The sequence below is a fragment of the Kitasatospora sp. NPDC034023 genome (genome assembly GCF_055575795.1).
On sequence record NZ_JBVIRY010000006.1, the window covers coordinates 334424 to 360148 of the forward strand.

Annotated in this window: 23 protein-coding genes and 1 rRNA gene; 17 read left to right on the forward strand and 7 right to left on the reverse strand. The window is 72.4% G+C overall.

Annotation, left to right across the window (positions count from 1 at the left end):
* Positions 1-5: 5 nt before the first annotated feature.
* The 3 genes from ACZ52R_RS12585 to ACZ52R_RS12595 all read right to left on the reverse strand — a co-directional run bounded on the left by ACZ52R_RS12585 (position 6) and on the right by ACZ52R_RS12595 (position 4328).
* Positions 6-1403 carry a metallopeptidase TldD-related protein gene (locus ACZ52R_RS12585; RefSeq protein WP_465662677.1) on the reverse strand — a complete coding sequence of 466 codons (1398 nt, stop codon included), beginning with the start codon at positions 1401-1403 and terminating at the stop codon, positions 6-8.
* Positions 1403-2965 (reverse strand): TldD/PmbA family protein, encoded by a 1563-nt coding sequence (locus ACZ52R_RS12590; RefSeq protein WP_465621148.1) that lies wholly within the window; start codon positions 2963-2965, stop codon positions 1403-1405. The genes ACZ52R_RS12585 and ACZ52R_RS12590 overlap by 1 nt, the downstream gene beginning before the upstream one ends.
* A 217-nt stretch (positions 2966-3182) precedes the next feature.
* Positions 3183-4328 (reverse strand): MBL fold metallo-hydrolase, encoded by a 1146-nt coding sequence (locus ACZ52R_RS12595; protein WP_465621152.1) that lies wholly within the window; start codon positions 4326-4328, stop codon positions 3183-3185.
* 315 nt (positions 4329-4643) lie between these two features.
* On the opposite strand from ACZ52R_RS12595, the gene fabG reads away from it, so the two are divergent.
* Positions 4644-5363 (forward strand): 3-oxoacyl-[acyl-carrier-protein] reductase, encoded by a 720-nt coding sequence (gene fabG / locus ACZ52R_RS12600; RefSeq protein WP_360499684.1) that lies wholly within the window; start codon positions 4644-4646, stop codon positions 5361-5363.
* A gap of 2 nt (positions 5364-5365) precedes the next feature.
* Positions 5366-6133, forward strand: a complete 768-nt coding sequence (fabI, locus tag ACZ52R_RS12605; RefSeq protein WP_360499686.1) for an enoyl-ACP reductase FabI — start codon at positions 5366-5368, stop codon at positions 6131-6133.
* Between the two features lie 179 nt (positions 6134-6312).
* On the opposite strand, the gene ACZ52R_RS12610 is transcribed toward fabI, so the two are convergent.
* Positions 6313-6987 (reverse strand): FadR/GntR family transcriptional regulator, encoded by a 675-nt coding sequence (locus ACZ52R_RS12610; protein WP_360499688.1) that lies wholly within the window; start codon positions 6985-6987, stop codon positions 6313-6315.
* A gap of 124 nt (positions 6988-7111) precedes the next feature.
* Here ACZ52R_RS12610 and ACZ52R_RS12615 point away from each other — a divergent pair, with 124 nt between their 5' ends.
* The 3 genes from ACZ52R_RS12615 (at position 7112) to ACZ52R_RS12625 (ending at position 9335) form a co-directional block, all read left to right on the forward strand.
* Entirely contained in the window at positions 7112-8410 is a 1299-nt protein-coding gene (locus ACZ52R_RS12615) for a CynX/NimT family MFS transporter (protein ID WP_465621155.1), read from the forward strand.
* Between the two features lie 116 nt (positions 8411-8526).
* Complete coding sequence (locus tag ACZ52R_RS12620; protein WP_465621157.1) at positions 8527-8649, forward strand: SGM_5486 family transporter-associated protein; 123 nt, start codon at positions 8527-8529, stop codon at positions 8647-8649.
* Positions 8650-8804: 155 nt separating this feature from the next.
* On the forward strand, positions 8805-9335 hold the full coding sequence (locus ACZ52R_RS12625; protein ID WP_360499694.1) for a SixA phosphatase family protein: 531 nt from the start codon (positions 8805-8807) through the stop codon (positions 9333-9335).
* Positions 9336-9430: 95 nt separating this feature from the next.
* Here the strand turns inward: ACZ52R_RS12625 and serB are convergent, their stop codons facing one another.
* Positions 9431-10693, reverse strand: a complete 1263-nt coding sequence (serB, locus tag ACZ52R_RS12630; RefSeq protein ID WP_465662679.1) for a phosphoserine phosphatase SerB — start codon at positions 10691-10693, stop codon at positions 9431-9433.
* A 224-nt stretch (positions 10694-10917) separates the two neighbouring features.
* Between serB and ACZ52R_RS12635 the strand changes: the two genes are divergently transcribed.
* The 3 genes from ACZ52R_RS12635 to ACZ52R_RS12645 all read left to right on the forward strand — a co-directional run bounded on the left by ACZ52R_RS12635 (position 10918) and on the right by ACZ52R_RS12645 (position 15542).
* Positions 10918-13515, forward strand: a complete 2598-nt coding sequence (locus ACZ52R_RS12635) for an FHA domain-containing protein (protein WP_465621161.1) — start codon at positions 10918-10920, stop codon at positions 13513-13515.
* Positions 13516-13783: 268 nt separating this feature from the next.
* The gene (locus ACZ52R_RS12640) at positions 13784-14881 is read left to right on the forward strand and encodes a GAF domain-containing sensor histidine kinase (RefSeq protein ID WP_465621186.1); all 1098 of its coding nucleotides are present in this window, start codon (positions 13784-13786) and stop codon (positions 14879-14881) included.
* The gene (locus ACZ52R_RS12645; protein WP_360499700.1) at positions 14874-15542 is read left to right on the forward strand and encodes a response regulator transcription factor; all 669 of its coding nucleotides are present in this window, start codon (positions 14874-14876) and stop codon (positions 15540-15542) included. Before ACZ52R_RS12640 ends, ACZ52R_RS12645 begins: the two co-directional genes overlap by 8 nt.
* A 105-nt stretch (positions 15543-15647) precedes the next feature.
* On the opposite strand, the gene ACZ52R_RS12650 is transcribed toward ACZ52R_RS12645, so the two are convergent.
* Complete coding sequence (locus ACZ52R_RS12650; RefSeq protein WP_465621164.1) at positions 15648-16451, reverse strand: hypothetical protein; 804 nt, start codon at positions 16449-16451, stop codon at positions 15648-15650.
* A 151-nt stretch (positions 16452-16602) separates the two neighbouring features.
* Between ACZ52R_RS12650 and ACZ52R_RS12655 the strand changes: the two genes are divergently transcribed.
* From ACZ52R_RS12655 to ACZ52R_RS12685, 7 genes are all read left to right on the forward strand, one after another.
* The gene (locus ACZ52R_RS12655) at positions 16603-17394 is read left to right on the forward strand and encodes an ABC transporter ATP-binding protein (protein WP_360499704.1); all 792 of its coding nucleotides are present in this window, start codon (positions 16603-16605) and stop codon (positions 17392-17394) included.
* A gap of 164 nt (positions 17395-17558) precedes the next feature.
* Positions 17559-17981, forward strand: coding sequence for an NfeD family protein (locus ACZ52R_RS12660; protein ID WP_360499706.1), 423 nt, complete (start codon positions 17559-17561; stop codon positions 17979-17981).
* Positions 17982-17991: 10 nt separating this feature from the next.
* Complete coding sequence (locus tag ACZ52R_RS12665; RefSeq protein WP_360499708.1) at positions 17992-19041, forward strand: SPFH domain-containing protein; 1050 nt, start codon at positions 17992-17994, stop codon at positions 19039-19041.
* A gap of 230 nt (positions 19042-19271) precedes the next feature.
* A complete protein-coding gene (locus ACZ52R_RS12670) occupies positions 19272-20030 on the forward strand; it encodes a sulfite exporter TauE/SafE family protein (protein WP_465621167.1) in 759 nt (252 codons plus the stop codon).
* A 59-nt stretch (positions 20031-20089) separates the two neighbouring features.
* On the forward strand, positions 20090-20269 hold the full coding sequence (locus tag ACZ52R_RS12675) for a DUF1272 domain-containing protein (RefSeq protein WP_360499740.1): 180 nt from the start codon (positions 20090-20092) through the stop codon (positions 20267-20269).
* A gap of 69 nt (positions 20270-20338) precedes the next feature.
* Positions 20339-20644, forward strand: a complete 306-nt coding sequence (locus ACZ52R_RS12680) for a 4a-hydroxytetrahydrobiopterin dehydratase (protein ID WP_360499712.1) — start codon at positions 20339-20341, stop codon at positions 20642-20644.
* A 114-nt stretch (positions 20645-20758) separates the two neighbouring features.
* Positions 20759-22864 carry an outer membrane protein assembly factor BamB family protein gene (locus ACZ52R_RS12685; protein WP_465662681.1) on the forward strand — a complete coding sequence of 702 codons (2106 nt, stop codon included), beginning with the start codon at positions 20759-20761 and terminating at the stop codon, positions 22862-22864.
* Positions 22865-22941: 77 nt separating this feature from the next.
* Here the strand turns inward: ACZ52R_RS12685 and ACZ52R_RS12690 are convergent, their stop codons facing one another.
* Positions 22942-23472 carry an HNH endonuclease gene (locus tag ACZ52R_RS12690; protein ID WP_360499716.1) on the reverse strand — a complete coding sequence of 177 codons (531 nt, stop codon included), beginning with the start codon at positions 23470-23472 and terminating at the stop codon, positions 22942-22944.
* Positions 23473-23765: 293 nt separating this feature from the next.
* On the opposite strand from ACZ52R_RS12690, the gene tyrS reads away from it, so the two are divergent.
* Together tyrS and ACZ52R_RS12700 are read left to right on the forward strand one after the other, a co-directional pair.
* The gene (gene tyrS / locus ACZ52R_RS12695) at positions 23766-25034 is read left to right on the forward strand and encodes a tyrosine--tRNA ligase (protein WP_465621188.1); all 1269 of its coding nucleotides are present in this window, start codon (positions 23766-23768) and stop codon (positions 25032-25034) included.
* 603 nt (positions 25035-25637) lie between these two features.
* Positions 25638-25725, forward strand: a 16S ribosomal RNA gene (locus ACZ52R_RS12700); the annotation flags it as partial.

Here is a 25725-nt window from a genome sequence, read left to right on the forward strand (position 1 = left end):
AGCGGCTAAGAGGCCTGGCTGACCGAACTCATGTTGAAGTCCGCGACACGCACGGGTGGCATCGCGGCGCGGGTGAAGTCGTCGCTCCACTCGCGGGGCAGGCAGCGTTCGGTGCGGCCCACCTCGGTGATCCGGTCGAGCAGGTCCACCGGGGACTCGTTGAACCGGAAGTTGTTGACCGCGCCGACGACCTCGCCGTTCTCCACCAGGTAGACGCCGTCCCGGGTGAGGCCGGTGAGCAGCAGCGTCGCCGGGTCCACCTCCCGGATGTACCAGAGGCAGGTGAGCAGCAGGCCGCGCTCGGTGCGGGCGATCATCTCGTCCAGGGTCGGCGCCGACTCCTGGCCGGCCGTCTCCAGGACGAGGTTGTCGATGGCCGGGCGCACCGGAAGTCCGGTGAGGCCGGCCGAGTGGCGGCTGGTGACCAGCTCGTTCAGCACGCCCTCGCGGATCCACTCGGTGGCGGCGAGCGGCTCGCCGTTGTCGAAGACCGAGACGTCCCCGCCGGTGGAGTGGGTGAGCACGAACGGCGGGGCCTGCAGACCGGGTTCCCGCGGGTCGGAGCGCAGCGTGAGCGGCAGGCCGCTGAGCTTGTCGCCGATCCGGGTGCCCCCGCCGGGCTTGGAGAAGACCGTCCGGCCCTCGTGGGCGTCGCGGCCGCCGCAGCACCAGCTGAGGTAGACCATCAGGTCGGCGACGGCCGAGGGCGGCAGCAGCGTCTCGTAGCGGCCGGCCGGCAGGTCCACCTTGCGGGCGCCCCAACCGAGGCGCTTGGTCAGCTCGGTGTGCAGGGCGGTGACGTCGATGTCGGTGAAGTCCCGGGTGGCGGCGCCGACCCAGGCCGAGCCGGACAGGTCGGCGGTCTTGGCGTTGAACTCGACCATGCCGGTGGGCTGGTCGTGGCGCAGCCGCAGGCCGGTGGAGGTGCCCAGGTAGCTGGAGGTCAGCTCGTAGCGGGCGAAGCCGTACAGCAGCTCGCCCTGGGCGGCGGCGCGGGCGAAGGCCTCGCCGAGGGCCGGGCCGAAGGCGTCGAAGACCGCGATCGAGGTCTCGGCGGGCGGCTCGGTGAAGTCCGGGGAGGCGGGCCGGTCGGTGACCAGGGGCTGGGCGTCCTCGGCCGGGCCGGCCGCGCGGGCGGCCTCCTCGGCGGCCCGCACCAGGTCCTCGACGTCCTCCGGGGTGACGGCCTCGCGGGAGACCACGCCGGAGGCGGTGCCCTCGGCGCCGGCCACGGTGGCGATCACGGTCAGCCGGCGGCCGCGGGTGACGCCGTTGGTGGTCAGGGCGTTGCCGGCCCAGCGCAGGTTGGCGGTGGAGTCCTCGTCGGCGATCACCACGCAGCCGTCGGCGCGGGAGAGGCCGAGCGCCAGCTCGACGAGTTCGTGGGGCTGCATCGCGGTCATCAGTGACCCGCCTCCTGCTGGGTGTTGAGCACGTTGACGTTCCGGAACAGCGCCGACGGGCAGCCGTGGCTGACGGCCGCGATCTGGCCGGGCTGCGCCTTGCCGCAGTTGAAGGCGCCGCCGAGCACGTAGGTCTGCGGGCCGCCGACCGCCGCCATCGAGCCCCAGAAGTCGGTGGTGGTGGCCTGGTACGCGAAGTCCTTGACCTGGCCGGCGAGTTCGCCGTTCTTGATGGCGTAGGCTCGTTGCCCCGTGAACTGGAAGTTGTAGCGCTGCATGTCGATCGACCAGGAGCGGTCGCCGACGATGTACAGGCCGTTCTCCACCCCGGCGAACAGGCCCTCGGTGTCCGGGCCGTCGGCGGCGGGCCGGAGTGAGACGTTGGCCATCCGCTGCACCGGGACGTGCGCCGGGGAGTCCGCGAAGGCGCAGCCGTTGGAGCGCTCGAAGCCCTTCAACTTGGCCATGCCGCGGTCCAGTTGGTAACCGACCAGGATGCCGTCCCTGACCAGGTCCCAGGACTGGGTGGCGACGCCCTCGTCGTCGTAGCCGATGGTGGACAGGCCGTGCTCGGCGGTGCGGTCGCCGGTGACGTGCATCAGGTCGGAGCCGTACTCGAGGGTGCCGAGCCGGTCGAAGGTGGCGAAGGAGGTGCCGGCGTAGGCGGCCTCGTAGCCGAGCGCGCGGTCCAGCTCGGTGGCGTGGCCGATCGACTCGTGGATGGTCAGCCAGAGGTTGGACGGGTCGAGGACCAGGTCGTAGCGGCCGGCCTCGACGCTCGGGGCCTTCATCTTCTCGGCCAGCAGGACGGGCAGTTCGGCGAGTTCGGCGTCCCAGTCCCAGCCGGTGCCCGTCACGTACTCGTAGCCGCGGCCGACCGGCGGGGCCAGGGTGCACATCGAGTCGAAGGCGCCGGTGCGCTCGTCGACCGAGGTGGCCTCCAGGTCGGCGTGGAGCCGGATCCGCTGCTGGGTCGTCATGGTGCCCGCGGTGTCCGCGTAGAACTTGTTCTCCTGGACGGTCAGCAGGGCCGCCCGGACGTGCGAGACGCCCTCGGCGGCCAGCAGCCGGGAGCTCCGCTCGGCGAGCAGCGCGGTCTTCTCCGCGTCCGGCACCTCGAAGGGGTTCACCTCGTACGAGGAGACCCAGGTGACGTCCCGGTGGACCGGCTCGTCGGCCAGCTCGACCCGCTCGGCGGAGCCGGCCGCCCGGCTGATCCCGCCCGAGAGGCGGGCCACCGCGACGGCCTGCTCGGCGACCTTCGCCGCCGAGGCGGTGGTGAGGTCCACGCCGGCGGCGAAGCCCCAGGCGCCGTCCAGCAGGACCCGGACGGCGAAGCCCAGCTGCACGCTGTCGGAGGTGCCGGCCGGCCGGGCGTCGCGCAGCCGCCAGGAGGCGCTGCGGATCCGCTCCAGACGGAAGTCGGCGTGGCTCGCGCCGAGCTCGCGGGCCCGGGTGAGGGCGGCGTCGGCGAGGGTGCGCAGCGGCAGGGCGAGGAACAGCGGGTCGACGGCGCGCCCGTGCGGCGCGCCGGCACGATCGGCCGGAGGGATCGGAGGCAATCGGGCTCCCAGGTCGCGGAGGGTGGCGGTGCGGCGCCACAGGGGCGCCCGCACCGCATCATTTCCCGTCCACCGGGTTTCCGGCCAGCGCATTTCGCCCGGTGCGCTGCGGTTTCCGCCCGTACGGTCCGTCGGCAGCGGCCGTCCTGAGGGCGGTGGTGAGGGCGGTCGTGAAGGCCGCCCTGAGGGCCGTCATGAGAGCCGTCCGGGGGAGGCGTCAGCCGACGGACTCCCACCAGCCGTCGAGCTCCGGCGGGTTGTCGACGTCCACCCGCTCGCCGGGACGCGGCACGGCCAGCGGGACGGCGTGCTCCTTGGCCTCCTTCACCAGCCGCTCGACCGGCTCGGCCCACCGGTGCAGGCCGAGGTTGAAGGTGCACCAGTGGACGGGCACCAGCAGGCCGGCCGTCAGGTCCCGGTGGGCGAGGACGGCGTCCTCGGGGGTCATGTGGATGTCCGACCAGGCCTCGTCGTAGGCGCCGATCTGGACCAGCGCGGCGTCGAAGGGGCCGTGCTGCTCGCCGATCCGGGCGTAGCCCTCGAAGTAGCCGGAGTCGCCGGTGTAGAAGACCTTGCGGTTCGGGCCGGCGATCACCCAGGAGCCCCAGAGGGTGGTGTTGCGGGTCAGGCCGCGGCCGGAGAAGTGGTGCGCGGCGGTCAGGGTGAGCACCAGCTCGCCCAGGTTGCAGGTCTCGTCCCAGTCCAGCTCGATGATCCGGTGCTCCGGGACGCCCCAGCGGCGCAGGTGGGAACCGATGCCGAGCGGCACCGCGAAGGGCGCGGACTGGCTGCGCACCAGGCGCTTGACCGTCGCCATGTCCAGGTGGTCGTAGTGGTCGTGCGAGATCAGCACCGCGTCGACCGGCGGCAGCTCCTCCAGCTCGACCGGCACCGGGTGCAGCCGCTTGGGGCCGACGTGCGCGGCGGGGGAGCAGCGGTCGCTCCAGATCGGGTCGAGGAGCACCCGGAAGCCCTCGATCTCCACCAGCGCGGAGGCGTGCCCGTACCAGGTGATCTCCACGCCTTCGGCGGCCGGACCGGGCGGGGTGGCCGGACGGACGGTCGGCACCGGGTGGGCGGGGACGCGGCCCTCGCGCTCGAAGAGCATCCGGCGGGCGGTGGCGCCGTCGAAACCGGGGGCGCCGGCGGTGCGGGCGAGCGTGGAGGGCGCGTTGTGGAAGACGCCGTCGCGGTACTGCGGGGAGTTGCGCACCCGCTCCTCGCGCTCGCCGTCCGGCCGCCGCCCGAACGCCGCGGGCAGGTCGCGCAGCGACCAGGCGGCCGCGCCCAGGCCGGCCGCCAGGGCGGTGAGGGCCAGCAGTCGTCCGCGTCGGGGGGTGTTCCCGGGCCGTGCCTTGGTCATCCGCTCTGCCTTCGTCGCTCGCCGGGATGGTCGGGGGGGAACGGTACCGCCCGCCCCGGGCCGGTCCGTACCACGGGGGCAACGGGTGCGCCCGCCCGTGTTGTTCCCGCACAGTCGCCCCGATCCGGGCAGCGCCCGGGCCTGGGGCGGTGTCGCCGGGCCCGGCCGTGGTGGCGGGCGTGGTTGTCGGATTGCGACAGTTCCTTCGGTGCGGCGCTGTGGGAGCCCGATGCGCCGCCGCCGCCGACCGCCCGATAGCGTCACACTGCGTACGCATTCCGATGTACGCGCTCACACATGGAGAGAGGTGGATCGTTGAGCCGCTCGGTTCTCGTCACCGGAGGAAACCGGGGCATCGGCCTCGCGATCGCCCAGGCCTTCGCCGAAGCAGGCGACAAGGTGGCCATCACCAGCCGCTCGGGTGAGGTGCCCGAAGCCCTGGTGAAGTACGACGTCCTCGCGGTCCGCTGCGACATCACGGACGCCGCGCAGGTCGACGCCGCCTTCACGGAGATCGAGCAGAAGCACGGCGCGGTCGAGGTGCTGGTCGCCAACGCGGGCATCACCAACGACACCCTGCTGCTGCGCATGTCGGAGGAGGACTTCACCTCCGTCGTGGACACCAACCTGACCGGCACCTTCCGGGTGGTCAAGCGCGCCTCCAAGCTGATGATGCGCGCCAAGAAGGGCCGCGTCGTGCTGATCTCCTCCGTGGTGGGCCTGTCCGGCTCGCCGGGCCAGGCCAACTACGCCGCCTCGAAGGCCGGCCTGGTGGGCTTCGCCCGGTCGCTGGCGCGCGAACTCGGCCCGCGCAACATCACCGTCAACGTGGTCGCCCCCGGCTTCGTCGACACCGACATGACCGCCGTGCTCAGTGACGAGCGCCGCGCGGAGATCGTCGCGGGCGTGCCGCTGGGCCGCTACGCGGCGCCCGCCGAGGTCGCCTCCACCGTGCGGTTCCTCGGGTCGGACGAGGCCGCGTACATCACTGGAGCCGTCATTCCCGTCGACGGCGGATTGGGCATGGGTCACTGATCATGAGTGGAATCCTCGAAGGCAAGCGGATCCTGATCACCGGCGTGCTGATGGAGTCCTCCATCGCGTTCCACACCGCCAAGCTCGCGCAGGAGCAGGGCGCGGAGATCATCCTCACCGCCTTCCCGCGCCCGAGCCTGACCGAGCGGATCGCCAAGAAGCTGCCGAAGCCGGTCAAGGTGCTGTCGCTGGACGTGTCCAGCCCCGAGGACCTGGCGGGCATCGCCGACCAGGTCCGCGAGCACCTGCCGACCCTGGACGGCATCGTCCACTCGATCGGCTTCGCCCCGCAGGACGCCCTGGGCGGCAACTTCCTGGACACCCCGTGGGAGTCCGTGGCCACCGCCATGCACGTCTCGGCGTACTCGCTGAAGTCGCTGACCATGGCGCTGCTGCCGCTGATGCAGGACGGCGGCTCGGTGGTCGGCCTGACCTTCGACGCGCAGTTCGCCTGGCCGCAGTACGACTGGATGGGCCCGGCCAAGGCCGCCCTGGAGTCGACCAGCCGCTACATGGCGCGCTACCTGGGCCCGCGCGACATCCGCTGCAACCTGGTCTCGGCCGGCCCGCTCGGCTCGATGGCCGCCAAGTCCATCCCGGGCTTCGGCGACCTGGCCGACACCTGGAACCACCGCTCCCCGCTGAAGTGGGACATGAGCGACCCGGAGCCGACCGGCCGCGCCGTCGTCGCGCTGCTGTCGGACTGGTTCCCGAAGACCACCGGCGAGATCATCCACGTCGACGGCGGAGTGCACGCCATCGGCGCCTGACGACGCTCCGCCCGTACGCCGCTGCCCGGCACCCCTCCCGTGGGGGTGCCGGGCAGCGGCGTTCCGTCCTGCCGGGGGCTCACGGCGTCACGCCCGGGGCCTCAGGCCTCGGCCGTCGGCCGGGGCCTCACGTCTCGGCCGTCGGCCGGGGCCTCACGTCTCGGGCGTCGGCCGGAGCCTCACGTCTCGGCCGTCGCGCAGGCGCCGATGGCGCGGCCGGCCTCGACCGAGGCGCGCTGGGCGTCGCCGGCCCGGATGGCGTCCAGGATGGTGTCGTGGCCGATGTAGCGCTCGGCGATCAGCTCCGGGCCGACGTCGTGCCGCAGGTGGGCGCGGGTGACCTCGCCGAGGTCGGCGTAGACGGCGAGCAGCACGTCGTTGTGGGCGGCGGCCACCACGGCCTGGTGGAAGGCGGCGTCGGCCTGGATGAAGTCCTCGGCGTCGCCGGAGTGCCAGGCGCCCTCCCGGCGGGCCAGCGCGCCGTCCAGCAGCTCCAGGTCGCGCTCGGTGCGGCGCTGGGCGGCCAGGCCGGCCGCCGAGGTCTCCAGCGCCGCCCGCAGCTCGGCGACCTGCGCCTGGTCGGCGTCGGCGAAGCGGCGGTGCATCACCCCGGCCAGCTCGCTGGTGGCCAGCACGTACGTGCCGGAGCCCTGCCGGATGTCGAGCAGGCCGTTGTGGGCGAGGGCGCGGACGGCCTCGCGCACGGTGTTGCGGGCGACGCCCAGCTGCTCGACCAGGGCGGCCTCGGTGGGGATGCGCGAGCCGACCGGCCACTCCCCGGACGTGATCTGGGCGCGCAGCTGCGCGATCACCTGGTCGGACAGCGGGGTGCGCCTCGGCGAGGACAGCGCCACGGTGACTCCTTGCGACTACGGCTCGGGTGGGGCCTGGGTGGAATGTGGCCGGTGGATGAACGGTCGGCACATCATGCCAATTCCGAGGTGCATCAATTCATCCCATCATTCTATGATGGCGCACATGCCCGCAGCAGAGACCACCGCTTCCCCGCGGAACGAGGCCAGGCCGCAGACCGAGCGGCCCGCCGACTCCGCCCCCTCCACCTCCTCCGCCACGTACCTGGGCTGGCTGTTCGCCGTCGCGATCGCCGCCGCCGCCTTCAACCTGCGCCCCGTCGTCACCAGCCTCGGGCCGCTGCTCGACCAGGTCCGCACCGGCCTCGGGATGAACCCGACCCTCGCCGGGCTGCTCACCGCCGTCCCGTCGCTGTGCTTCGGGCTGTTCGGCTTCGCCGCCCCGGCGGCGGCCCGCAGGATCGGCCCGATCGCGGTCGTCACGGCCGGCATGGCCGCCATCACCGCGGGCGTGCTGGCCCGCTCCTTCGCCGGCGGCACCGCGGTGTTCCTGCTGCTGACCGCGCTCGCCCTGGCCGGCGTGGCGGTCTCCAACGTGCTGCTCCCGGTGGTGATCAAGCGGTACTTCCCCGAGAAGGTCGGCCCGATGATCGGCCTGTACTCGATGGCGCTGTCGGCCGGCACCGCGCTGGCCGCCGCCGTCACCGTGCCGCTGACCAGCACCCTCGGCGGCGACTGGCGCTACGGCCTGGGCGTCTGGGCCGCGCTCGCCGCGCTCGCCCTGGTGCTGTGGCTGCCGCTGCTGATCGCCAAGCGCGAGCGCGGCGAGCGGGCGGGGGGCACCGCCGCCCCGGTCAAGCTGCCGATCACCCGCAGCCGTACCGCCTGGGCGCTGGCCTGCTTCTTCGGCCTCCAGGCCACCGGCGCGTACGTGGTGATGGGCTGGCTGCCGAAGATCTTCCAGGACTCGGGCATCGACAAGGGCACCTCCGGGGTGCTGCTCGCGGTCACCATGGTGATCGGCGTGCCGGTCTCCTTCGTGCTGCCCAACCTGGCCGCCCGCCGCGGCGACCAGCGGCTGTTCGTGGTGGTGCTGGCCTCCTGCGGCATCGCCGGGTACGCCGGGCTGGCGCTGGCCCCGGCCGGCGCGCCGTGGGTCTGGGCCGTCCTGGTCGGCCTGTCCAACTGCGCCTTCCCCCTGGTGCTGACCATGATCGGGCTGCGCGCCCGGACGGCGGGCGGGGTGGCCCAGCTGTCCGCCTTCGCCCAGGGCGTCGGCTACCTGATCTCCATCCCCGGCCCGATCCTGATCGGCCGGATCTACCAGGTCACCGGCGAGTGGTACTGGCCGCTGGGCTTCCTGGCGCTGCTGCTGGTGCCGCAGATGCTGTTCGGCCTGCGGGCCGCGCGGGCCCGGCACATCGAGGACGAGGCGGTCCGCCCGGCGGAGCCGGTCAGGGCCTGACCGAGAAGGCCCGGGCCGGTCAAGGCCTGACCAAGAAGGCCCGGGCCGGTCAAGGCCTGACCAAGAAGGCGGGGCCAGCGAGGGACGGGCGTGTTCGGGATGGGAGGATTCCCGACATGCCCGTTCTTGACCCGAACCCGACCGACGGCCGCAAGCAGCTCGGCCGTATCGCCCTGGCCTTCGTCGGCATCGCGGTGCTGGTGGCGGTGATCGCCACCATCGCCAGCTCGATGGGCTGACGGCCGTCCGACCGAAGCCCGCCCCCGTCCGACCCCCGTCCGACCGCCATTCGAAGTCCCGGTGAACGGGGCATGATGGCGCCCGACACCCGACGGAGTGGCAGCAACCGGGAGCGTCGCGACGCCGGGCGGCTTTTCTGCCAAGCTTGCTGGGTATGAGCGCCGAAACGCCCCGCAGGATCATCGTTCTCCGCCATGCCAAGGCCGACTGGCCGGACGGCGTGGACGACCACGAGCGGCCGCTGGCCGACCGGGGCCGCCACCAGGCCCCGGAAGCCGGCCGCTGGCTGGTCGATTCCGGCATCAACCCCGAGTACGTGCTCTGCTCCACGGCCCTGCGCGCCCGCGAGACCTGGAAGCTGGCGGTGCACGAGTTGCCCAAGCGGGCCCGCAAGACCGTGTACGAGGACCGGGTCTACGAGGCCCGGCCCGGCGAGATCATCGCCGTCCTCCAGGAGACCCCGGAGGAGTACGCGGACCTGGTGCTGGTCGGCCACAATCCCGGGGTGCTGGGCCTGACCCAGGTGCTGGCCGGTGACGCGGGCGACCGGGACGCGCTGGAGCGGCTGCGCCTCGGCGGGTTCCCGACGGCGGCGATCGCGGTGCTCAGCTTCAGCGGCTCGTGGAAGGGTGTCGAGCCGGGCGTGGCTGAGCTGGTCTCGTACTACACGCCGCCGCAGGACTGATTCCCGGACCGTACGTGAGGGGCGCGCGGATCCGATCCGCGCGCCCCTCACGTACGTCCGTAGGCCCTCCTCGGCGGGCCCCGCTCGGTCGGCCGCTACTCGTCCTCGGTCGGGGTGCCGTGCAGCGCGTCGGCGGCCTCGACCTCCTCGCGGGTGATGCCCAGCAGGTAGAGCACGGTGTCCAGGAACGGCACGTTCACCGCGGTGTCGGCGGCCTCGCGCACCACCGGCTTGGCGTTGAACGCCACCCCGAGCCCGGCCGCGTTCAGCATGTCCAGGTCGTTGGCGCCGTCGCCGATCGCCACCGTCTGCTCCAGCGGCACCTTCGCCTGCTCGGCGAAGCGGGCCAGCCAGCGGGCCTTGCCGGCCCGGTCCACGATCTCGCCGACCACCCGGCCGGTGAACTTGCCGTCCACCACCTCCAGGGTGTTGGCCGCCGCGAAGTCCAGCCCCAGCTGCTCCACCAGGTGGTCGGTGACCTGGGTGAACCCGCCGGAGACCACCGCGACCTGGAAGCCGAGGCGCTGCAGCGTACGGATCAGGGTGCGCGCGCCCGGCGTGAAGCGGACCTCCGCGCGGACCTTCTCCGTCACCGAGGCGTCCAGCCCGGCCAGCAGCGCCACCCGGGCGTGCAGCGACTCGGCGAAGTCCAGCTCGCCGCGCATCGCCGCCGCCGTCACCTCGGCGACCTGCTCCTCGCAGCCCGCGTGGGCGGCGAACAGCTCGATCACCTCGTCCTGGATGAGGGTGGAGTCGACGTCCATGACCACCAGGCGCTTGGCCCGGCGCTCCAGCCCGGACGCGACCACCGCGACGTCCACCCGCTGGGTGGCCGCCTCCTGGGCCAGCTCGGCCCGCAACTCCTCGGTGGCCACACCGGAGACGGCCAGCTCGACCGCCGTCACCGGGTACTTGGCGAGCCGGAAGACCCGGTCGATGTTGCCGCCCGCCGCGGTGATCCGGGAGGTCAGCGCGGAGACGGCGGCGGCGGTCAGCGGGTGACCGAGCACCGTGACGTGCGAACGGCCCTCGCGGCGCGGCCGGTTGTCGCCGATACCGGAGAGGATCTCGGCCTGGAGCTTCTGCTCGTCCGCCCAGCGGTGGACGGTGGCCCGCAGTCCGCCCTCGGCGTCGGGCGCGGTGGGCGGGGTGACCAGGGCGCACAGCGTGATGCGGCCACGGGTCACGACCTGCTCGATGTCGATGACGTCGACGCCGAAGCCGGCCAACGTCGCGAAGAGGCCGGCGGTGATGCCGGGGCGGTCTTTGCCGAACACCTTGACGAGCAGGGTGCGCTCGTCCGCGGTCCGGGGCTGGGCGGCGGGGAGGGGCTCAGCGGCCAGGGGCGATGCGTTCATGGTGCCTCCCACGCTACCCGTCGGCCGGTGGCCCGAGACCACCTGTCCCACCCCGCGGGACGCCGCGGGCCCGCGCTCCGGTAGCAGCCTGGTCACAGTCACCCGGGGCGACTTTCATCGGCGGTCGGCGGGCTGGAATGATGCCCACCGTCAGTCACAGGAACAGCGCACCCCCGGCCGGGGGCCACAATTCGGGGGAACCGAGAGAGCGGGGCAGGCGAGCAGTGCCGCAACTCGTCATTGAGATCAACGGACAGCAGCGGACTCTGGAGCCCGGGCGGTCCTACACCATCGGGCGCAACCCGCAGTCGGACTTCCCGTTCGACGACGCCAGGGTCTCCTGGCACCACGGGACCATCAGCTTCAACGGCAGCGGTTGGCAGCTGGAGGACCACGGCAGCACCAACGGCACGTACGTGGCCGGCGCCCGCACCATGCACGCCCAGCTGTTCCCCGGAGCCGTCGTCAATCTTGGCAACCCGGAGAACGGCCCCCGGCTCGGCTTCTCCGCGCCCGCGCACGCCGCCGCCCCGCACGCCACGCCGATGCACGAGGCCGCCACCAGCCGCGGCCCGGTGCCGCAGCCCCAGCAGCCGGGCTGGCAGCAGCAGGACCCGTACCAGCAGCCGCAGCAGCAGGCCTGGGCGGGTCAGCCGCAGGCCCAGCAGCCGTTCCCGCAGCAGCAGTACGCGCCGCCGGCCCAGCAGGGCGGCTTCCCGCAGCAGCAGGGCTTCCCGGACCAGGGGTTCCCGCAGGACCAGGGCTTCCCGCCGCCGCAGCACGGCGCCGGCGGCGGCCCGCAGCCGACCGTCATCCGCAGCCTGACGTCGGCCATGAACACGATCCGGATCGGTCGCGCACTCGACAACGACATCGTGGTGTCCGACCTCCAGGTCTCCCGCCACCACGCCGAGCTGCGCCAGCTCCCGGACGGCCGCTACGAGATCGTCGACCTCGGCAGCCACAACGGCATCTTCCTCAACGGCCAGCGGGTGCAGCGTCAGCTGATGGGCCCGCAGGACCGGCTGACCGTCGGCCACTCCGGCTTCGTGCTGGTCGGCGACCAGCTGCAGGAGTTCGTCGACACCGGCGCGGTCTCCTTCTCCGCCCGCCACCTGACCGTCGAGGTCGAGCACAAGGGCGCCAAGAAGATCCTGCTCGACGACGTCAGCTTCGGCGTCCCGGAGAAGTCCCTGGTCGCGGTCATCGGCCCGTCCGGCTCCGGCAAGTCCACGCTGCTGCGCGCCCTCACCGGCTACCGCCCCGCCGACCGCGGCGAGGTGCTGTACGACGGGCGCAACCTCTACAAGCAGTTCGCCGAACTCCGCTCGCGCATCGGCCTGGTGCCGCAGTCCGAGATCCTGCACCGCGAACTCACCGTCCGCAGCGGCCTCAAGTACGCGGCCCGGCTGCGCTTCCCCGGCGACACCGAGGCCAGCGAGCGTGCGGCCCGGATCGACGAGGTGCTGTACGAGCTGCGCCTGGACAAGCGCGCCGACAACAAGATCACCGCGCTCTCCGGCGGCCAGCAGAAGCGCGTCTCGGTCGCCCTGGAGCTGCTCACCAAGCCGTCGCTGATCTTCCTGGACGAGCCCACCTCGGGCCTCGACCCGGGCATGGACCGCGAGGTCATGCAGATGCTGCGCGGCCTCGCCGACGACGGCCGCACCATCCTGGTCGTCACCCACTCGGTGGCCGAACTCGCGCTCTGCGACCGGCTGCTGGTGATGGCGCCGGGCGGTGCGGTGGCCTACTTCGGCCCGCCGGACGAGGCGCTGCACTTCTTCGGGTACGAGACCTGGGCGGACGTCTTCCAGGCCTTCGAGAACTACCCGGAGCACGACTGGGCCGGCCGCTACCGCGGCTCGGTGCACTACCAGCAGTACTCCGCCCCCACCGTCGACGCCGGCGAGGTGCAGCACGTGCAGGTGGCCCAGGAGGCCATCAAGCCGCCGAAGCCGCAGAGCTGGGGCTCCCAGCTGTGGACGCTGATGCGGCGCTACATGTCCGTGCTCGCCTCGGACCGCGGCTTCCTCGCACTGTCGGTGCTGCTGCCCGCGGTCATCGGCGCGGTCAGTGTGCTGATCCCCAACGAACCGGGGCTCGCGCCCAACCCGAAGACGCAGCTCCACCTCAACAGCGGCGCCGCGACGATCATGCTGATCCTGGCGATCGGCGCCTGCTTCTCCGGAGCGGCCAACTCGGTCCGCGAGTTGATCAAGGAACGGGCGATCTACGAGCGAGAACGAGCCACCGGGCTCTCCCGCTCGGCGTACATGATGTCCAAGATCATCGTGCTGGGCTTCTTCAGCGTGATCCAGGGCGCCATCATCTCCGCCGTCGGCTTCCTGCCGCGCAAGCTGCCCGAGCACGGCCTGCTCGTCAAGAACCTGCCGCTCATCGAGATGACCGTCGGCATGATCCTGCTGAGCTTCGCCGCGATGATGTTCGGCCTGATGATCTCCGCACTGGTGAAGACCGCCGAGAAGACCATGCCGCTGCTGGTCATGTTCGCCATCGTCCAGGTCGTCTTCACCGGCTGCCTCTTCCAGATCTTCAGCAAGCCCGGCCTGGAACAGGTCGCCTGGCTGATGCCGGCCCGCTGGGGAACCGGCATCGTCTCCACCACGCTCGACCTGTCCCAGCTCATGGGCCCCTGGAACAAGGACTTCCAGCACCCGAACTACGACCCGCTCTGGAAGCACTCGGTCGCCCAGTGGGCGATCGACGCGAGCGTGCTGATCGTGATCTCGGTCCTCATCGGCATCCTCGTCACCCGGCTCCAGCGCCGGCACGAGCCCGAGGTCATGCAGAAGGGCTGAGCCCCTTCCGAACCGCCGAGGGGCGGCCTTCCCGAACGGGAGGGCCGCCCCTCGGCCTTTGTGGACCCGGCGGCGTTGTGGGCCCAGCGGCCTAGGTCCTCGGACCTGCGTCCGGCGCGGCCGCAGGCGGACGCGAGCGCCCCGGCGGCGGCGGTAGTTTGGCGGTATGCCCAGCACCACCGGAGACCACCTGGCCCACCAGGGCCCGCTGCCCGCCTGCGACCCCTGCCTGTCCGGGATCGAGACCGTCAGCCAGGCCCTGCTCGCCATGAACCGGCACCTGGAGGTCCGCGAGGTGCTGCGCCGCATCACGGCCTCCGCCCGGGAACTGCTCGGCGCCGAGTACGCGGCCCTGGGCGTGCCCGACGACCACGGCGGATTCGCCCAGTTCGTGGTCGACGGCGTCACCGACGAGCAGTGGCGGGCGATCGGCCCGCTGCCCCGCCAGCACGGCGTGCTCGCCGCGATGCTGCACGAGACCGGCCCCATCCGCCTCGCCGACGTCCGCCAGGCACCCTCCTTCGGCGGCTGGCCCTCCGCACACCCCGAGATGGGCGCCTTCCTCGGCATGCCGATCCTGGACACCGACGCGGCCGAGGACGAGTTGCAGGTGATGGGCGTCATCTTCCTCGCCAACAAGCGCGGCGGCGGCCTGTTCACCGACCACGACGAGGAACTGCTGCGGATCCTCGCCGCGCACGCCGCCCTCGCCCTGTCCAACGCCCGGCTGTACGAGCGCAGTCGTGAACTCACCCTGGCCGGGGAGCGCGCCCGGATCGCGCACGACCTGCACGACGCCGTCTCGCAGAAGCTCTTCTCACTGCGCCTCACCGCCAAGGCCGCCGCCAAGCTCGTCGACCGCGACCCGGCCCGGGCCCGCGCCGAGCTCGCCGAGGTCGCCCGGCTGGCCGCCGAGGCCGCCGACGAACTGCGCGCCGTCGTCGTCGAGTTGCGCCCGGCCGCGTTGGAGGAGGACGGTCTGAGCGCCACCCTCGCCTCCCAGGTGCAGGTCCTCGACCGCGCGCACACCGCCGACGTCGCCTTCGCCGCCGACGGTGTCCGCGCCCTGCCGCCCGCCCAGGAGGCCGCACTGCTGAGGGTCGCCCAGGAGGCGCTGCACAACGCGCTGCGGCACTCCGGCGCCGGCCGGGTCACCGTCACCCTGGCCGGGACGCCCGCGCGCGGCGCGGTGCTGCGGGTGCGTGACGACGGGCGCGGCTTCGACCCCGAATCCGTCCGCCGGGCCGGCCGCCACCTCGGCCTGGCCTCGATGCGCGACCGCGCGGCCGCCGTCGGCGGCACGCTCACCCTGGAGTCGGCCCCCGGCCGGGGGACGCTCGTCGAGATGGAGGTCCCCGGTGCCTGAGAGCACACCGTCGATCCGTGTCCTGCTGGTCGACGACCACCAGGTGGTCCGGCGCGGGCTGCGCACCTTCCTGGAGGTCCAGGACGACATCGAGGTGGTCGGGGAGGCCGCCGACGGGGCGGAGGGCGTCGAGCGGGCCCGCGAACTCGATCCCGACGTCGTCCTGATGGACCTCAAGATGCCCGGCGTCGACGGGATCGAGGCGCTGCGCACGCTCAAGGGCGAGGGCAGCCGGGCCCGGATCCTGATCGTCACCAGCTTCACCGAGCACCGCACGATGGTCCCCGCGTTGCGGGCCGGCGCCGCCGGGTACGTCTACAAGGACGTGGACCCGGAGGCCCTGGCCGGAGCGATCCGCTCGGTGCACGCCGGCCATGTGCTGCTCCAGCCGGAGCTGGCCGAGGCGCTGCTCTCCGACGAGGGCCCGCGCGCGCCGCAGGGCCGCGGCGGCACCCTCACCGAACGCGAGCGCGAGGTGCTCGGCCACATCGCCGACGGCCGCTCCAACCGGGAGATCGCGCGCAGCCTGCACCTGTCGGAGAAGACGGTGAAGACCCATGTCTCCAACATCCTGATGAAGCTGGACCTGGCCGACCGCACCCAGGCCGCGCTCTGGGCCGTCCGAAACGGCGAGGCCCGGGAGGGCGCTCGCGGCGCCTGACGGACGGCGCATGGGGGTCCGACGGGCCGACGCCCCGGGCGCACGGGGGCGTCCCGTGCGCGGGGGTCGGATTCCGGCCAGGTACGAGGGTGGTCCCGCGAGCCCTCAGCGGGCCTCGCGCTCGTCCGCGAGGGCGTTGTAGGCGGCCACCTGGGCCCGCCGGGCGGTGCGCCACAGAGGGGCCAGGACGGACTGCCGCGCGGCCATCTCGGAGGCACTGACGGCCGCCCCGTGCCCGCCGGAGGCGATCGACAGCAGGGCGGCCACCTGGCGGGCCGACTCCAGCACCCGGACGGCGCGCGGCGGGTAGCCGGGCGCGAGCAGCTCGGCGTGCCCGCGCCGGCGGTACGCCTCCAGGGCGCGCAGCGCCTCCGGCCCGGCGCCGGCCACGTCCAGCCGGGCGAGCAGCACGGTCGCCTCGCGCAGCCCGTCCGCCAGCTCGCGCTCGGCCTCCTGCAGCGACGGCACGTCCGCCGGCGGCGCGTCGTTCACCTCGGAGCAGCGCCACAGCACGGTCGCCGAGCGGTCCCCGGCCGGGCCGAACACCTCGACCTCCGGCACCAGCCCGAGCGGCACCCCCACCGCCAGGACGGCCTCGCCCACGGCCATGGCGCGCCCGTTGAACGGTGCCGGGCCGGTCAGCCCCAGCGGGTGCCCGGCCGAGGGCAGCGCGAGGCGCAGGCCCCGCACCCCCAGCACCCGCAGTCGGCCCAGCGCCCAGGTCAGCCCGTGCTGCTCGCCCGGCTCGTCCCCGGGCAGCCCGGTCACCCGGTGGCTCTCGTCGGCGCCCAGCACGGCCGCGGCGGCGTTGTCGGGCGGCACCAGGCCCGCCAGCAGGGCGTTGCCCCAGGCGGCCAGCCGCCCCGAACGGGGCTCTTCGTACGGATTGTCGGGAGGAGTCGCGAGCATCCGGCCAGCCTACGGAATCGGCGGTCATCCGCGTGGCGTAGGTTTGCCCATGCGTGTGCGGCGCACCCACCCCGTGCCCACCGGCTGCCGGGGTCGGGCGTGCCGCCCGCACCGACGGCCGAGAATCTTGTTTTTTGGGGAAGGCGTAGGCATGAGCGACGTGCTGGAGCTGGTGGACGTATCCGTGGTCCGGGAGGGGCGCGCGCTGGTCGACCAGGTCTCGTGGTCCATCTCCGAGGGTGAGCGCTGGGTCATCCTGGGCCCGAACGGCGCCGGCAAGACCACCCTGCTGCAGATCGCCTCCTCGTACCTGTTCCCGACCTCGGGCAAGGTCAGCGTGCTGGGCGAGAAGCTGGGCGAGATCGACGTCTTCGAGCTGCGCTCCCGGATCGGCCTGGCCGGCGCCGCCATGTTCGACAAGCTGCCGGCCGAGCAGACCGTGCTGCAGACCGTGCTGACCGCGGCCTACGGCATGACGGTCAGCTGGCAGGAGAGCTACGAGCAGTCGGACGAGTCCCGCGCCCTCGCGCTGCTCGACCGCCTCGGCATGGCCGGCCTCACCGACCGCAAGTTCGGCACCCTCTCCGAGGGCGAGCGCAAGCGCACCCTGATCGCCCGCGCCCTGATGACCGACCCCGAGCTGCTGCTGCTCGACGAGCCCGCGGCCGGCCTGGACCTCGGCGGCCGCGAGGACCTGGTCCGCCGGCTCGGCGCGCTCGCCCAGGACGAGTTCGCCCCGGCCATGGCGATGGTCACCCACCACGTCGAGGAGATCGCCCCGGGCTTCACCCACGTCCTGATGATCCGCCAGGGCAAGGTGCTCACGGCCGGCCCGATCGACACCGAGCTGACCGCCCGTAACCTCTCCAAGTGCTTCGGGCTGCCGCTCACCCTGGAGCGCCACGGCGACCGCTGGTCGGCCCAGGGCCTGCCGCTGGGCTGAGGCCCCGTCCGGCCAGATCCTCCGCCCTGTCTCGGCCCGTCCTTCGCCCGTCCTTCGCCCGTCTCGGGGAGGCTGCCGGAACCGGTCGCACGTGCGACCGGTTTCCGCCCCTCGACCTGCGGGAACTGTCCGCCTCGAAGGCCTTCGCTCCCTAGGATGGACGTGTGGACAGCTGGATCTGGTGGCTCCTGGCCGCCGCAGGGCTCGGCATACCGCTGGTTCTCACCGCGATGCCGGAGTTCGCCATGTTCGCGGTCGGAGCGCTCGCCGCCGCGGGCGTGGCCGGACTGGGCGGGGGAGTGGTCCTGGAGACCATCACATTCCTCGTGGTCTCGGTCGCGCTCGTGGTCTTCGTGCGCCCGATCGCCTACCGGCAGCTGCAGAAGGGCCCGCAGGTCAAGATGGGCATCGAGGCGCTGCACGGCGCCACCGCGGTCGTCGCGGAAACAGTCGACGGGGAAGGCGGCCGGATCAAGCTGAACGGCGAGATCTGGTCGGCCCGCGCGCTCCACCCGGACCAGGTGTACCAGCCCGGGCAGCAGGTCGACGTCGTCGAAATCCAGGGCGCGACCGCCCTGGTCGTCTAGGGGAGAGTCCGTGGAACCCGTCCTTATCGTCCTGGTCGTCCTGGTCGTGGTGGCCTTCATCGCGCTGATCAAGACGATTCAGGTCATCCCACAGGCCAGCGCGGCGATCGTGGAGCGCTTCGGCCGCTACACCCGGACGCTCAACGCGGGGCTGAACATCGTCGTCCCGTTCATCGACCGCGTCCGCAACCGGATCGACCTGCGCGAGCAGGTCGTGCCGTTCCCGCCGCAGCCGGTGATCACCCAGGACAACCTGGTCGTCAACATCGACACCGTCATCTACTACCAGGTGACCGACCCGCGGGCGGCCACCTACGAGGTCGCCAGCTACATCCAGGCCATCGAGCAGCTGACCGTCACCACGCTGCGCAACATCATCGGCTCGATGGACCTGGAGTCCACCCTGACCTCCCGCGAGGTCATCAACGCCGGTCTGCGCGGCGTCCTGGACGAGGCCACCGGCAAGTGGGGCATCCGGGTCAACCGCGTCGAGCTGAAGGCGATCGAGCCGCCGACCTCCATCCAGGACTCGATGGAGAAGCAGATGCGCGCCGACCGGGACAAGCGCGCCGCGATCCTCACCGCCGAGGGCCAGCGCCAGGCGCAGATCCTCAAGGCCGAGGGTGAGAAGCAGGCGGACGTGCTCAGGGCCGAGGGTGAGGCGCAGGCCGCGGTGCTGCGCGCCGACGGTGAGGCGGCCGCGATCCGGACGGTCTTCGAGGCCATCCACGACGGCGACGCCGACCAGAAGCTGCTCGCCTACCAGTACCTGCAGACCCTGCCCGAGCTGGCCAAGGGCGACTCCAACAAGCTCTGGATCATCCCCAGCGAGGTCGGCGACGCGCTCAAGGGCCTCGGCGGCGCCTTCACCGGCCTGACCGGCAACGGCGGCGGGGCCAACGGCGGCGCCGTCGCGGTGCCGAGCGTCCCGAAGGGCGCCCCGGCCACCCAGGTGCCGATCGACCCGGCGTCCGGGCCGCGGCCGGTGGACACCGAGAAGGGTGCCGCCCGTCCCCGGGTGGACCCGACCCGGGAGTACCCCAAGATCGACCCGGAGTGACCGGAGTGACCGGAGTGAGCCGACCCTGAGTGAGCGGCTGGGCTGTGCTTCGCCGAGGGCCCGCGGCCGTACGTCTCCCGTACGGCGGCGGGCCCTCGGGCTTTCGTGGCGCTTTTCGTGGCGCCGCTCGTGACGGTGTGGCGTACGTCCCGAATCGTGGGCGGCCCTGGTCGGGCGGGAGGGCGGTCCGGCATGATCCTCTCGGACAGGACCGAGAGGAGAGGTGACCCATGACGCTCTGGGAGGCGATCGCCGTCCTGGTGGCCGGGGTCGGAGCCGGGATGATCAATGTGATCGTCGGCTCCGGGACCCTGATCACCTTCCCGGTCCTGCTCGCCGTCGGCATCCCGCCGGTCACCGCCAACGTCTCCAACTCCTTCGGCCTGGTGCCTGGTTCGCTCAGCGGCGTGATCGGCTACCGCCGCGAACTCGCCGACCAGGGACGCCGGGTGCTGCGCCTGGGCACCGCCTCGCTGCTCGGCGGGCTGCTCGGCGCGCTGCTGCTGATCAAGCTGCCGAGCGGGGCCTTCGACGCGATCGTCCCGGTGCTGATCCTGCTCGCGCTCGTCCTGGTGGTGATCCAGCCCAAGGTGGCCAAGGCCGTCGCCGCCCGCCGCCGGCCCGGCGGCGACCCGGACGGCGGCCCGGTGCTGCTGGCCGGGGTGTTCCTCACCGGCATCTACGGCGGCTACTTCGGCGCCGCCCAGGGCGTCCTGCTGATGGCGCTGATGGGCATGCTGCTGCAGGAGGAACTGCAGCGGATCAACGCGGTGAAGAACGCCCTGGCGCTGATCGTCAACGCCGTCGCCGCGCTGTTCTTCCTGTTCACCTCGACCGTGAACTGGACGGCGGCCGGGCTGATCGCGGTGGGCTCGCTGGTCGGCGGCCTGGTCGGCGCCAAGGTCGGCCGCCGCCTGCCGCCGACCGCGCTGCGCGGGGTGATCGTGGTGGTCGGCCTCGCGGCCGTCACCAAGCTGCTGCTGGCGTGAGCGAAGCCGCTGCCGAGTCGAACGACCGTCAGACCGTAAGAGAGTAAGAGGAGTACGCCATGGCCCTGGAGATGCGCGAGATCTGTGAGCGCTGCGAGGTGTCGCTGACCGCCGACGGCCCCGCCTCGATATGTTCCTTCGAGTGCACCTTCTGCCCGGACTGCACCGAGGCCATGGCCGCCGGCTGCCCCAACTGCGGCGGCGAGCTGGTGGCCCGTCCGCGCCGGAAGGCTGCCTGACCCCGGCCACCACGGGGTACTCCGGCGCCCCGGAGCACTCCGGACCGACGACGCAGCAGGAGCGCAGCGATGAGCAGCAGGGCACGGCTGACCGAGGACGAGATCACGGCGGCACTGGCGGCGCTGCCGCACTGGACCCGGGAGGGCGACAGCATCGTCCGTAGCGCCGACGCCCCGGACTTCCCGGCGGGGATCCGGGTGGTCGCCGCCGTCGCCGAGCAGGCCGAGGCGCTCGACCACCACCCCGACATCGACATCCGCTGGCGCACCCTGCGCTTCGTCCTGTCCACCCACAGCGCCGGCGGCCTCACCGGCCTCGACTTCACCCTGGCCGCCCGCATCGACGAGGCCCTGCGCGCCGAGTCCGCGGCCTGACGCTCTCGGGCCGGGCCCGGGAACCCACGTCGAGGGCCCGGGTCGTCCCTCCGGACCGGCGTGAGATGCTGACTGCCGCATCGGCACGCAGGCGGGCTCGGAGGGACGAAACGGATGGCGCAGGAGCCCTTCGGAGACGCCCACACCGGGCAGCAGCCGTGGTACCCCCAGGGGCCTTCGGCCCAGGGCCAGCCGGTCCAGGGCCAGCCGGACTGGCAGGGCGACGGGTTCTACGGGCAGCAGCCGCCGGAGCAGGTGCACTGGCAGCAGCCGCAGCAGCAGGCGGGCTACGGCGTGGCCGGGTACGGGCAGCAGTCGCAGTACGACCAGTCCGGCTACGGGCACGCCGGTTACGACCAGAGCGGCTACGACCAGTCCGGGTACGGGCAGACCGGGTACGTCGAGGGCGGTTACGTCCAGGGGCAGTACAGCGGCCACGAGCAGTACCAGCCGCTCCCGGAGTACGCGCAGTACCCGCAGTACCCGGACCACGCGCAGTCTCCGCAGTACCCCGAGCACGCGCAGTCCCTGCAGTACCCCGACCACGCGCAGCAGCCGTACACGCCGTATGCCGGCGGGCAACAGCCCGCCGGGGAGGGGCTGTACGTCCCGGCGGGGGCCGAGTACTCGGCGGACGGCTATGTGCACCTCGACGAGGCTGAGCCGGAGTCCGCGCCGACCGAGCCGGGGTCCGCGCCGACCGGGCCGACCGGGTCGGAGAAGACCCCGGAGGAAGCCCCGAAGCCTGCGGCCCGGCCCGCCACGCGGTCCCGCGCCGCCGCCCGCCGGGGTGGTGACGGCGGTTCCGGTTCCGGTCCCAAGCCCGCGCCCGGCTCGATATCCGGCTCGGGGGCCGGCTCCTCGTTCTCGGCCAAGGCCCGGCGGGCCGCCGACGCGGTGCTGACCGGGGAGCACGTGCCCAGCCGGAAGGCCCTGCTCGTGCGGGCCGGCGCCGGGGTGGCCGCGCTCGGGGTGCTGGTGGCGGCCGGGCTGATGGTCGGCGCTGAGGGCGGTGGCAGCGCGGCGGCGAGCAGCGGCGGCGAGCCCGGCTTCACGGTGGCGCACTCCCGGGCGTGGTCCGCGCAGCCCGTCGCGGCCGGGCAGCCCGGGGGTGACGACACGCTGGTCGGCAGCTGGCTGCTGACGGACGCGGTGGTCCGGGCCGACGGCTCCGGGGTGCACGCGTACGACCGCGCGGGCGGCAAGCCGACCTGGTCGGTGGAGCCGCCGGCCGCCGGGGCCGTTCCGTGCGGGCTGTCGGCGGGCGTGAACCAGGCGGGCCTGGGCGCGGCGCTGTTCCGTCCGCAGGCGGACCCGAAGAGCCCGTGCGCGCTGGTGGCCGTCGTGGACACCAGGACGGGCAAGACGGCCTGGACCAAGACCCTTTCGGACGCGAAGGGCGCCTACTCCGCGCGGGTCGGCGTCACCGAGGACAAGGTGGTCGCGATCGGCGACGACCACGCGGTGGCCTGGGAGTCGGCGGACGGGAAGGACATCTGGCAGTACACCGGGCAGGGCAAGTTCTGCACGCTCTCCGGCGGCGTCAGCGGCAAGACCGTGCTGGTGGCCTCCTCGTGCGCCGACTCGACGCCCGCCGACCAGGCCGTCGCGCTGAACCTCGCGGACGGCAAGGTCAGCTGGTGGCGGGGGCTGAACAACCAGCCGAAGACGGTGACGGTGCTGTCCGCCGAGCCGGCCGTGGTCCTCACCACCGGCGACAAGCCGAACAACGACCGGGTGTTCGCCTGGGGCACCGCCGGCGACCCGGCCGCCGAGATCCCGGTGGTCACGGACGGCGGCCGGCTGGACGTCGCCCACGGCACCTTCGCGGCCACACCCGAGGTGTTCTTCGAGGGCCGCACGATGGTCACCACCCTGACCCCGGCGAACGGCAGCGGGCCGGCGGCCGCGGTCGGCTACGACCTGGACACCGGCAAGCAGCGTTGGAAGGCCCCGACCACCGCCAAGGGCACCGTCCGGGCGGTCGGTATCGACGGCGGCTCGCTGGTGCTCGCCGCCGACGAACGCCGCGACCAGCCGGCCCACCTCACCCGGTTCCCGTTGGCGGGCGGCGAGGAGGCGGCCGGTGGCAACTTCCCGCCCGGGACCGGCTCGCTGCTGCTCTCCGGGCGGGTGCTGATCGGCGGTGGGCAGGTGGTCGTGGTGCCCGAGCACGCGGCCAACTACGGCACGGCGGCCGGGTACCAGGCGAAGGGCTGAGGCCGCTCGCCGGCACCGGCCGGGTGGCTACGCGGTCGGGGCGGCTACCCGGATGGGGTGGCTACGTGGTCGGGTGGCTACGCGGCCGAAACGGGCAGGCCCGGTACCGGCGGCAGCCAGTCGGCGAGATCCCGCGCCTCCGAGCTGCGCAGACCGAGCGCCAGCATCAGGCTGGCCTGCGGGGTGGGCATGAACGGGCGCCGCAGCAGTTTCATCCCGGCCTGCTCCGGCGTCCGATCCGCCTTGCGCTGGTTGTCCTCCGCGCAGGCGGCCACGGTGTTCAGCCAACTGTCCGCACCACCGCGCGACTTGGGCTGCAGGTGGTCCACCGTGGTGGCCCGCCGCCCGCAGTACGCGCACAGGTGCTGGTCCCGCGCCAGGACACCCCGCCGAGACCACGGGGCCTGTTGTCGGAACGGCACCCGTACGTACCGTTGCAGTCTGATCACCCTCGGGACCGGGACGGCGACGCCCGTCCCCCGGATCGAGCGCAGCGGGTGCGCCTGCTCCACCACCGCCTTGTCCTGGAGCACCAGGACGACGGCGCGCTGGAGCGACACCGTTGTCAGGGGCTCGTAGCTCGCGTTCAGAACCAGCGTGTTGCGCACTCGGCACACCCTTCCCACGGGCGTGCCACGGCGGCACGACCGTCTCCACACACGTCACTGCCGCCGCACGGCGGTGACACCACTCTGAATGGGCGCATGGCCGACGAACAACGGAATTTCCGGTATCGGGGAGGGGCCCGGGGGAGTACGCCGCCAGGCCCGAGGGGGTGCCTCGGGGAAAACTCGCTGGCCGGAACCGCGTAGGCTCTATCAGGCTGGAGTCGTACCGACCCGGGGCCCGACCGCATCGGGCCGCCACCGGGCGGGCGCCCGATAGAAGGAGAAGCGTGACCGTGACGGACATCGTCGACGAGCTGCGGTGGCGGGGGCTGATCGCCCTGTCCACCGACGAGGACGCACTGCGCAAGGCGTTCGCGGACGGCCCGGTCACGTTCTATTGCGGCTTCGACCCGACGGCCCCCAGCCTGCACCTCGGCAACCTCGTGCAGATCCTCACCATGCGCCGCATCCAGCAGGCGGGGAACCTCCCGCTCGGCCTGGTCGGCGGCGCCACGGGCCTGATCGGTGACCCGAAGCCCACCGCCGAGCGCGTGCTCAACGACCCCGAGACGGTGGCCGGCTGGGTGGAGCGCCTGCGCGGCCAGATCTCGCGCTTCCTCGACTTCGAGGGCCCGTACGCGGCGCGCATGGTCAACAACCTGGACTGGACGTCGGGAATGTCGGCGATCAGCCTGCTGCGTGACGTGGGCAAGTACTTCCGGGTCAACAACATGATCGCCAAGGAGGCCGTCGCCCGACGGCTCAACTCCGACGCGGGCATCAGCTACACCGAGTTCAGCTACCAGATCCTCCAGGGCATGGACTACCTGGAGCTGAACCGCCGCTACGGCTGCACCCTGCAGACCGGCGGCAGCGACCAGTGGGGCAACCTGACCGCCGGCACGGACCTGATCCGCAAGGCCGACGGCAAGTCCGTCCACGCGCTGGCCACGCCGCTGATCGTCAAGGCCGACGGTACCAAGTTCGGCAAGACCGAGTCCGGCACCGTCTGGCTCGACCCCGAACTGACCACCCCGTACGCCTTCTACCAGTTCTGGCTGAACGCGGACGACCGGGACGTCTCCAAGTTCCTGCGGATCTTCAGCTTCCGCTCGAAGGAGGAGATCGAGGAGCTGGAGCGCGAGACCACCGAGCGCCCCGCCGCCCGCCTCGCCCAGCGCGCCCTCGCCGAGGAGCTCACCACCCTCGTCCACGGCGCCGAGCAGTACGAGCGCGCGGTCGCCGCGTCCAAGGCGCTGTTCGGCCAGGGCGACCTCGCGGACCTGGAGGCCCCGACCCTGGCGGCCGCCCTGGCCGAGGTCCCGAAGACCGAGACCCCCGAACTCCAGCCGGTGGTCGACCTGTTGGTCGCCGTCGGCCTGTCGCCGAGCCGATCGGCCGCGCGTCGGACGATCAAGGAGGGCGGCGCCTACCTCAACAACGTCAAGGTGACGGACGAGGAGGCAGTGCCGACCGAGGCCGACCTGCTGCACGGCCGCTGGCTGGTGCTGCGGCGCGGCAAGCGGAACCTGGCGGCGGCGGAGCTGGTCTCCGCCGGCTGACACGCCGGGCTGACCTGCCTGGCTGAAAGCACACCCACGCTGAGCTGCGGCTTCGAGCATCGAGGGCCGGATCTGGACAGATCCGGCCCTCGACGTTTGACGAGGCCCTCCGGGTGGCCTAGTGTTGAACGAGTCGCTGAAGCGGCCACCCCATTCAGCAAGACCCACTCTCACACCTCACAGCCCATTCACATGGGTTCGTTGGCGTTTTTGTCAACAGGGCGTGAGCGTGAATTTCGAGTAACTCTCGAAATACGCTAAAGTGGTGGACGTCGCGAAAAGCGGCCCCGGCCAGTTCGGGAAATCGGATGAATGAAACTCCGGAAAACGGAGCGGAAAACATCTGATAAGCTGGAAACACGAAAGAACGAAGCCCGGAGGGTCCGCTGGAAGGCGGTCCGAAGGAAGCGTCCGTTCCTTGAGAACTCAACAGCGTGCCAAAAGTCAACGCCAGATATGTTGACATCCCCGGCCTTGATCGTTTGATCGGGGTTGGAGATTCCTTTTGAAATAACACTAGCGAGGACGCAGTGCGCGGGGCCGCCCTATTCCGGTGGTTGCCGTGCCGCTCAACGCGAGTGGGAACCCGATAGCGGGTAAACATTCACGGAGAGTTTGATCCTGGCTCAGGACGAACGCTGGCGGCGTGCTTAACACATGCAAGTCGAACGGTGAAGCCCTTCGGGGTGGA

Coding starts and splice junctions, on each gene's coding strand:
- fabI (WP_360499686.1), top strand. CDS start 5,366: ATGAGTGGAATCCTCGAAGGCAAGCGGATCCTGATCACCGGCGTGCTG.
- ACZ52R_RS12685 (WP_465662681.1), top strand. CDS start 20,759: ATGGCGCAGGAGCCCTTCGGAGACGCCCACACCGGGCAGCAGCCGTGG.
- ACZ52R_RS12655 (WP_360499704.1), top strand. CDS start 16,603: ATGAGCGACGTGCTGGAGCTGGTGGACGTATCCGTGGTCCGGGAGGGG.
- ACZ52R_RS12670 (WP_465621167.1), top strand. CDS start 19,272: ATGACGCTCTGGGAGGCGATCGCCGTCCTGGTGGCCGGGGTCGGAGCC.
- serB (WP_465662679.1), bottom strand. CDS start 10,693: ATGAACGCATCGCCCCTGGCCGCTGAGCCCCTCCCCGCCGCCCAGCCC.
- ACZ52R_RS12625 (WP_360499694.1), top strand. CDS start 8,805: ATGAGCGCCGAAACGCCCCGCAGGATCATCGTTCTCCGCCATGCCAAG.
- ACZ52R_RS12595 (WP_465621152.1), bottom strand. CDS start 4,328: ATGACCAAGGCACGGCCCGGGAACACCCCCCGACGCGGACGACTGCTG.
- ACZ52R_RS12680 (WP_360499712.1), top strand. CDS start 20,339: ATGAGCAGCAGGGCACGGCTGACCGAGGACGAGATCACGGCGGCACTG.
- ACZ52R_RS12585 (WP_465662677.1), bottom strand. CDS start 1,403: ATGACCGCGATGCAGCCCCACGAACTCGTCGAGCTGGCGCTCGGCCTC.
- ACZ52R_RS12620 (WP_465621157.1), top strand. CDS start 8,527: ATGCCCGTTCTTGACCCGAACCCGACCGACGGCCGCAAGCAGCTCGGC.
- ACZ52R_RS12615 (WP_465621155.1), top strand. CDS start 7,112: ATGCCCGCAGCAGAGACCACCGCTTCCCCGCGGAACGAGGCCAGGCCG.
- ACZ52R_RS12640 (WP_465621186.1), top strand. CDS start 13,784: ATGAACCGGCACCTGGAGGTCCGCGAGGTGCTGCGCCGCATCACGGCC.
- ACZ52R_RS12650 (WP_465621164.1), bottom strand. CDS start 16,451: ATGCTCGCGACTCCTCCCGACAATCCGTACGAAGAGCCCCGTTCGGGG.
- ACZ52R_RS12675 (WP_360499740.1), top strand. CDS start 20,090: ATGGCCCTGGAGATGCGCGAGATCTGTGAGCGCTGCGAGGTGTCGCTG.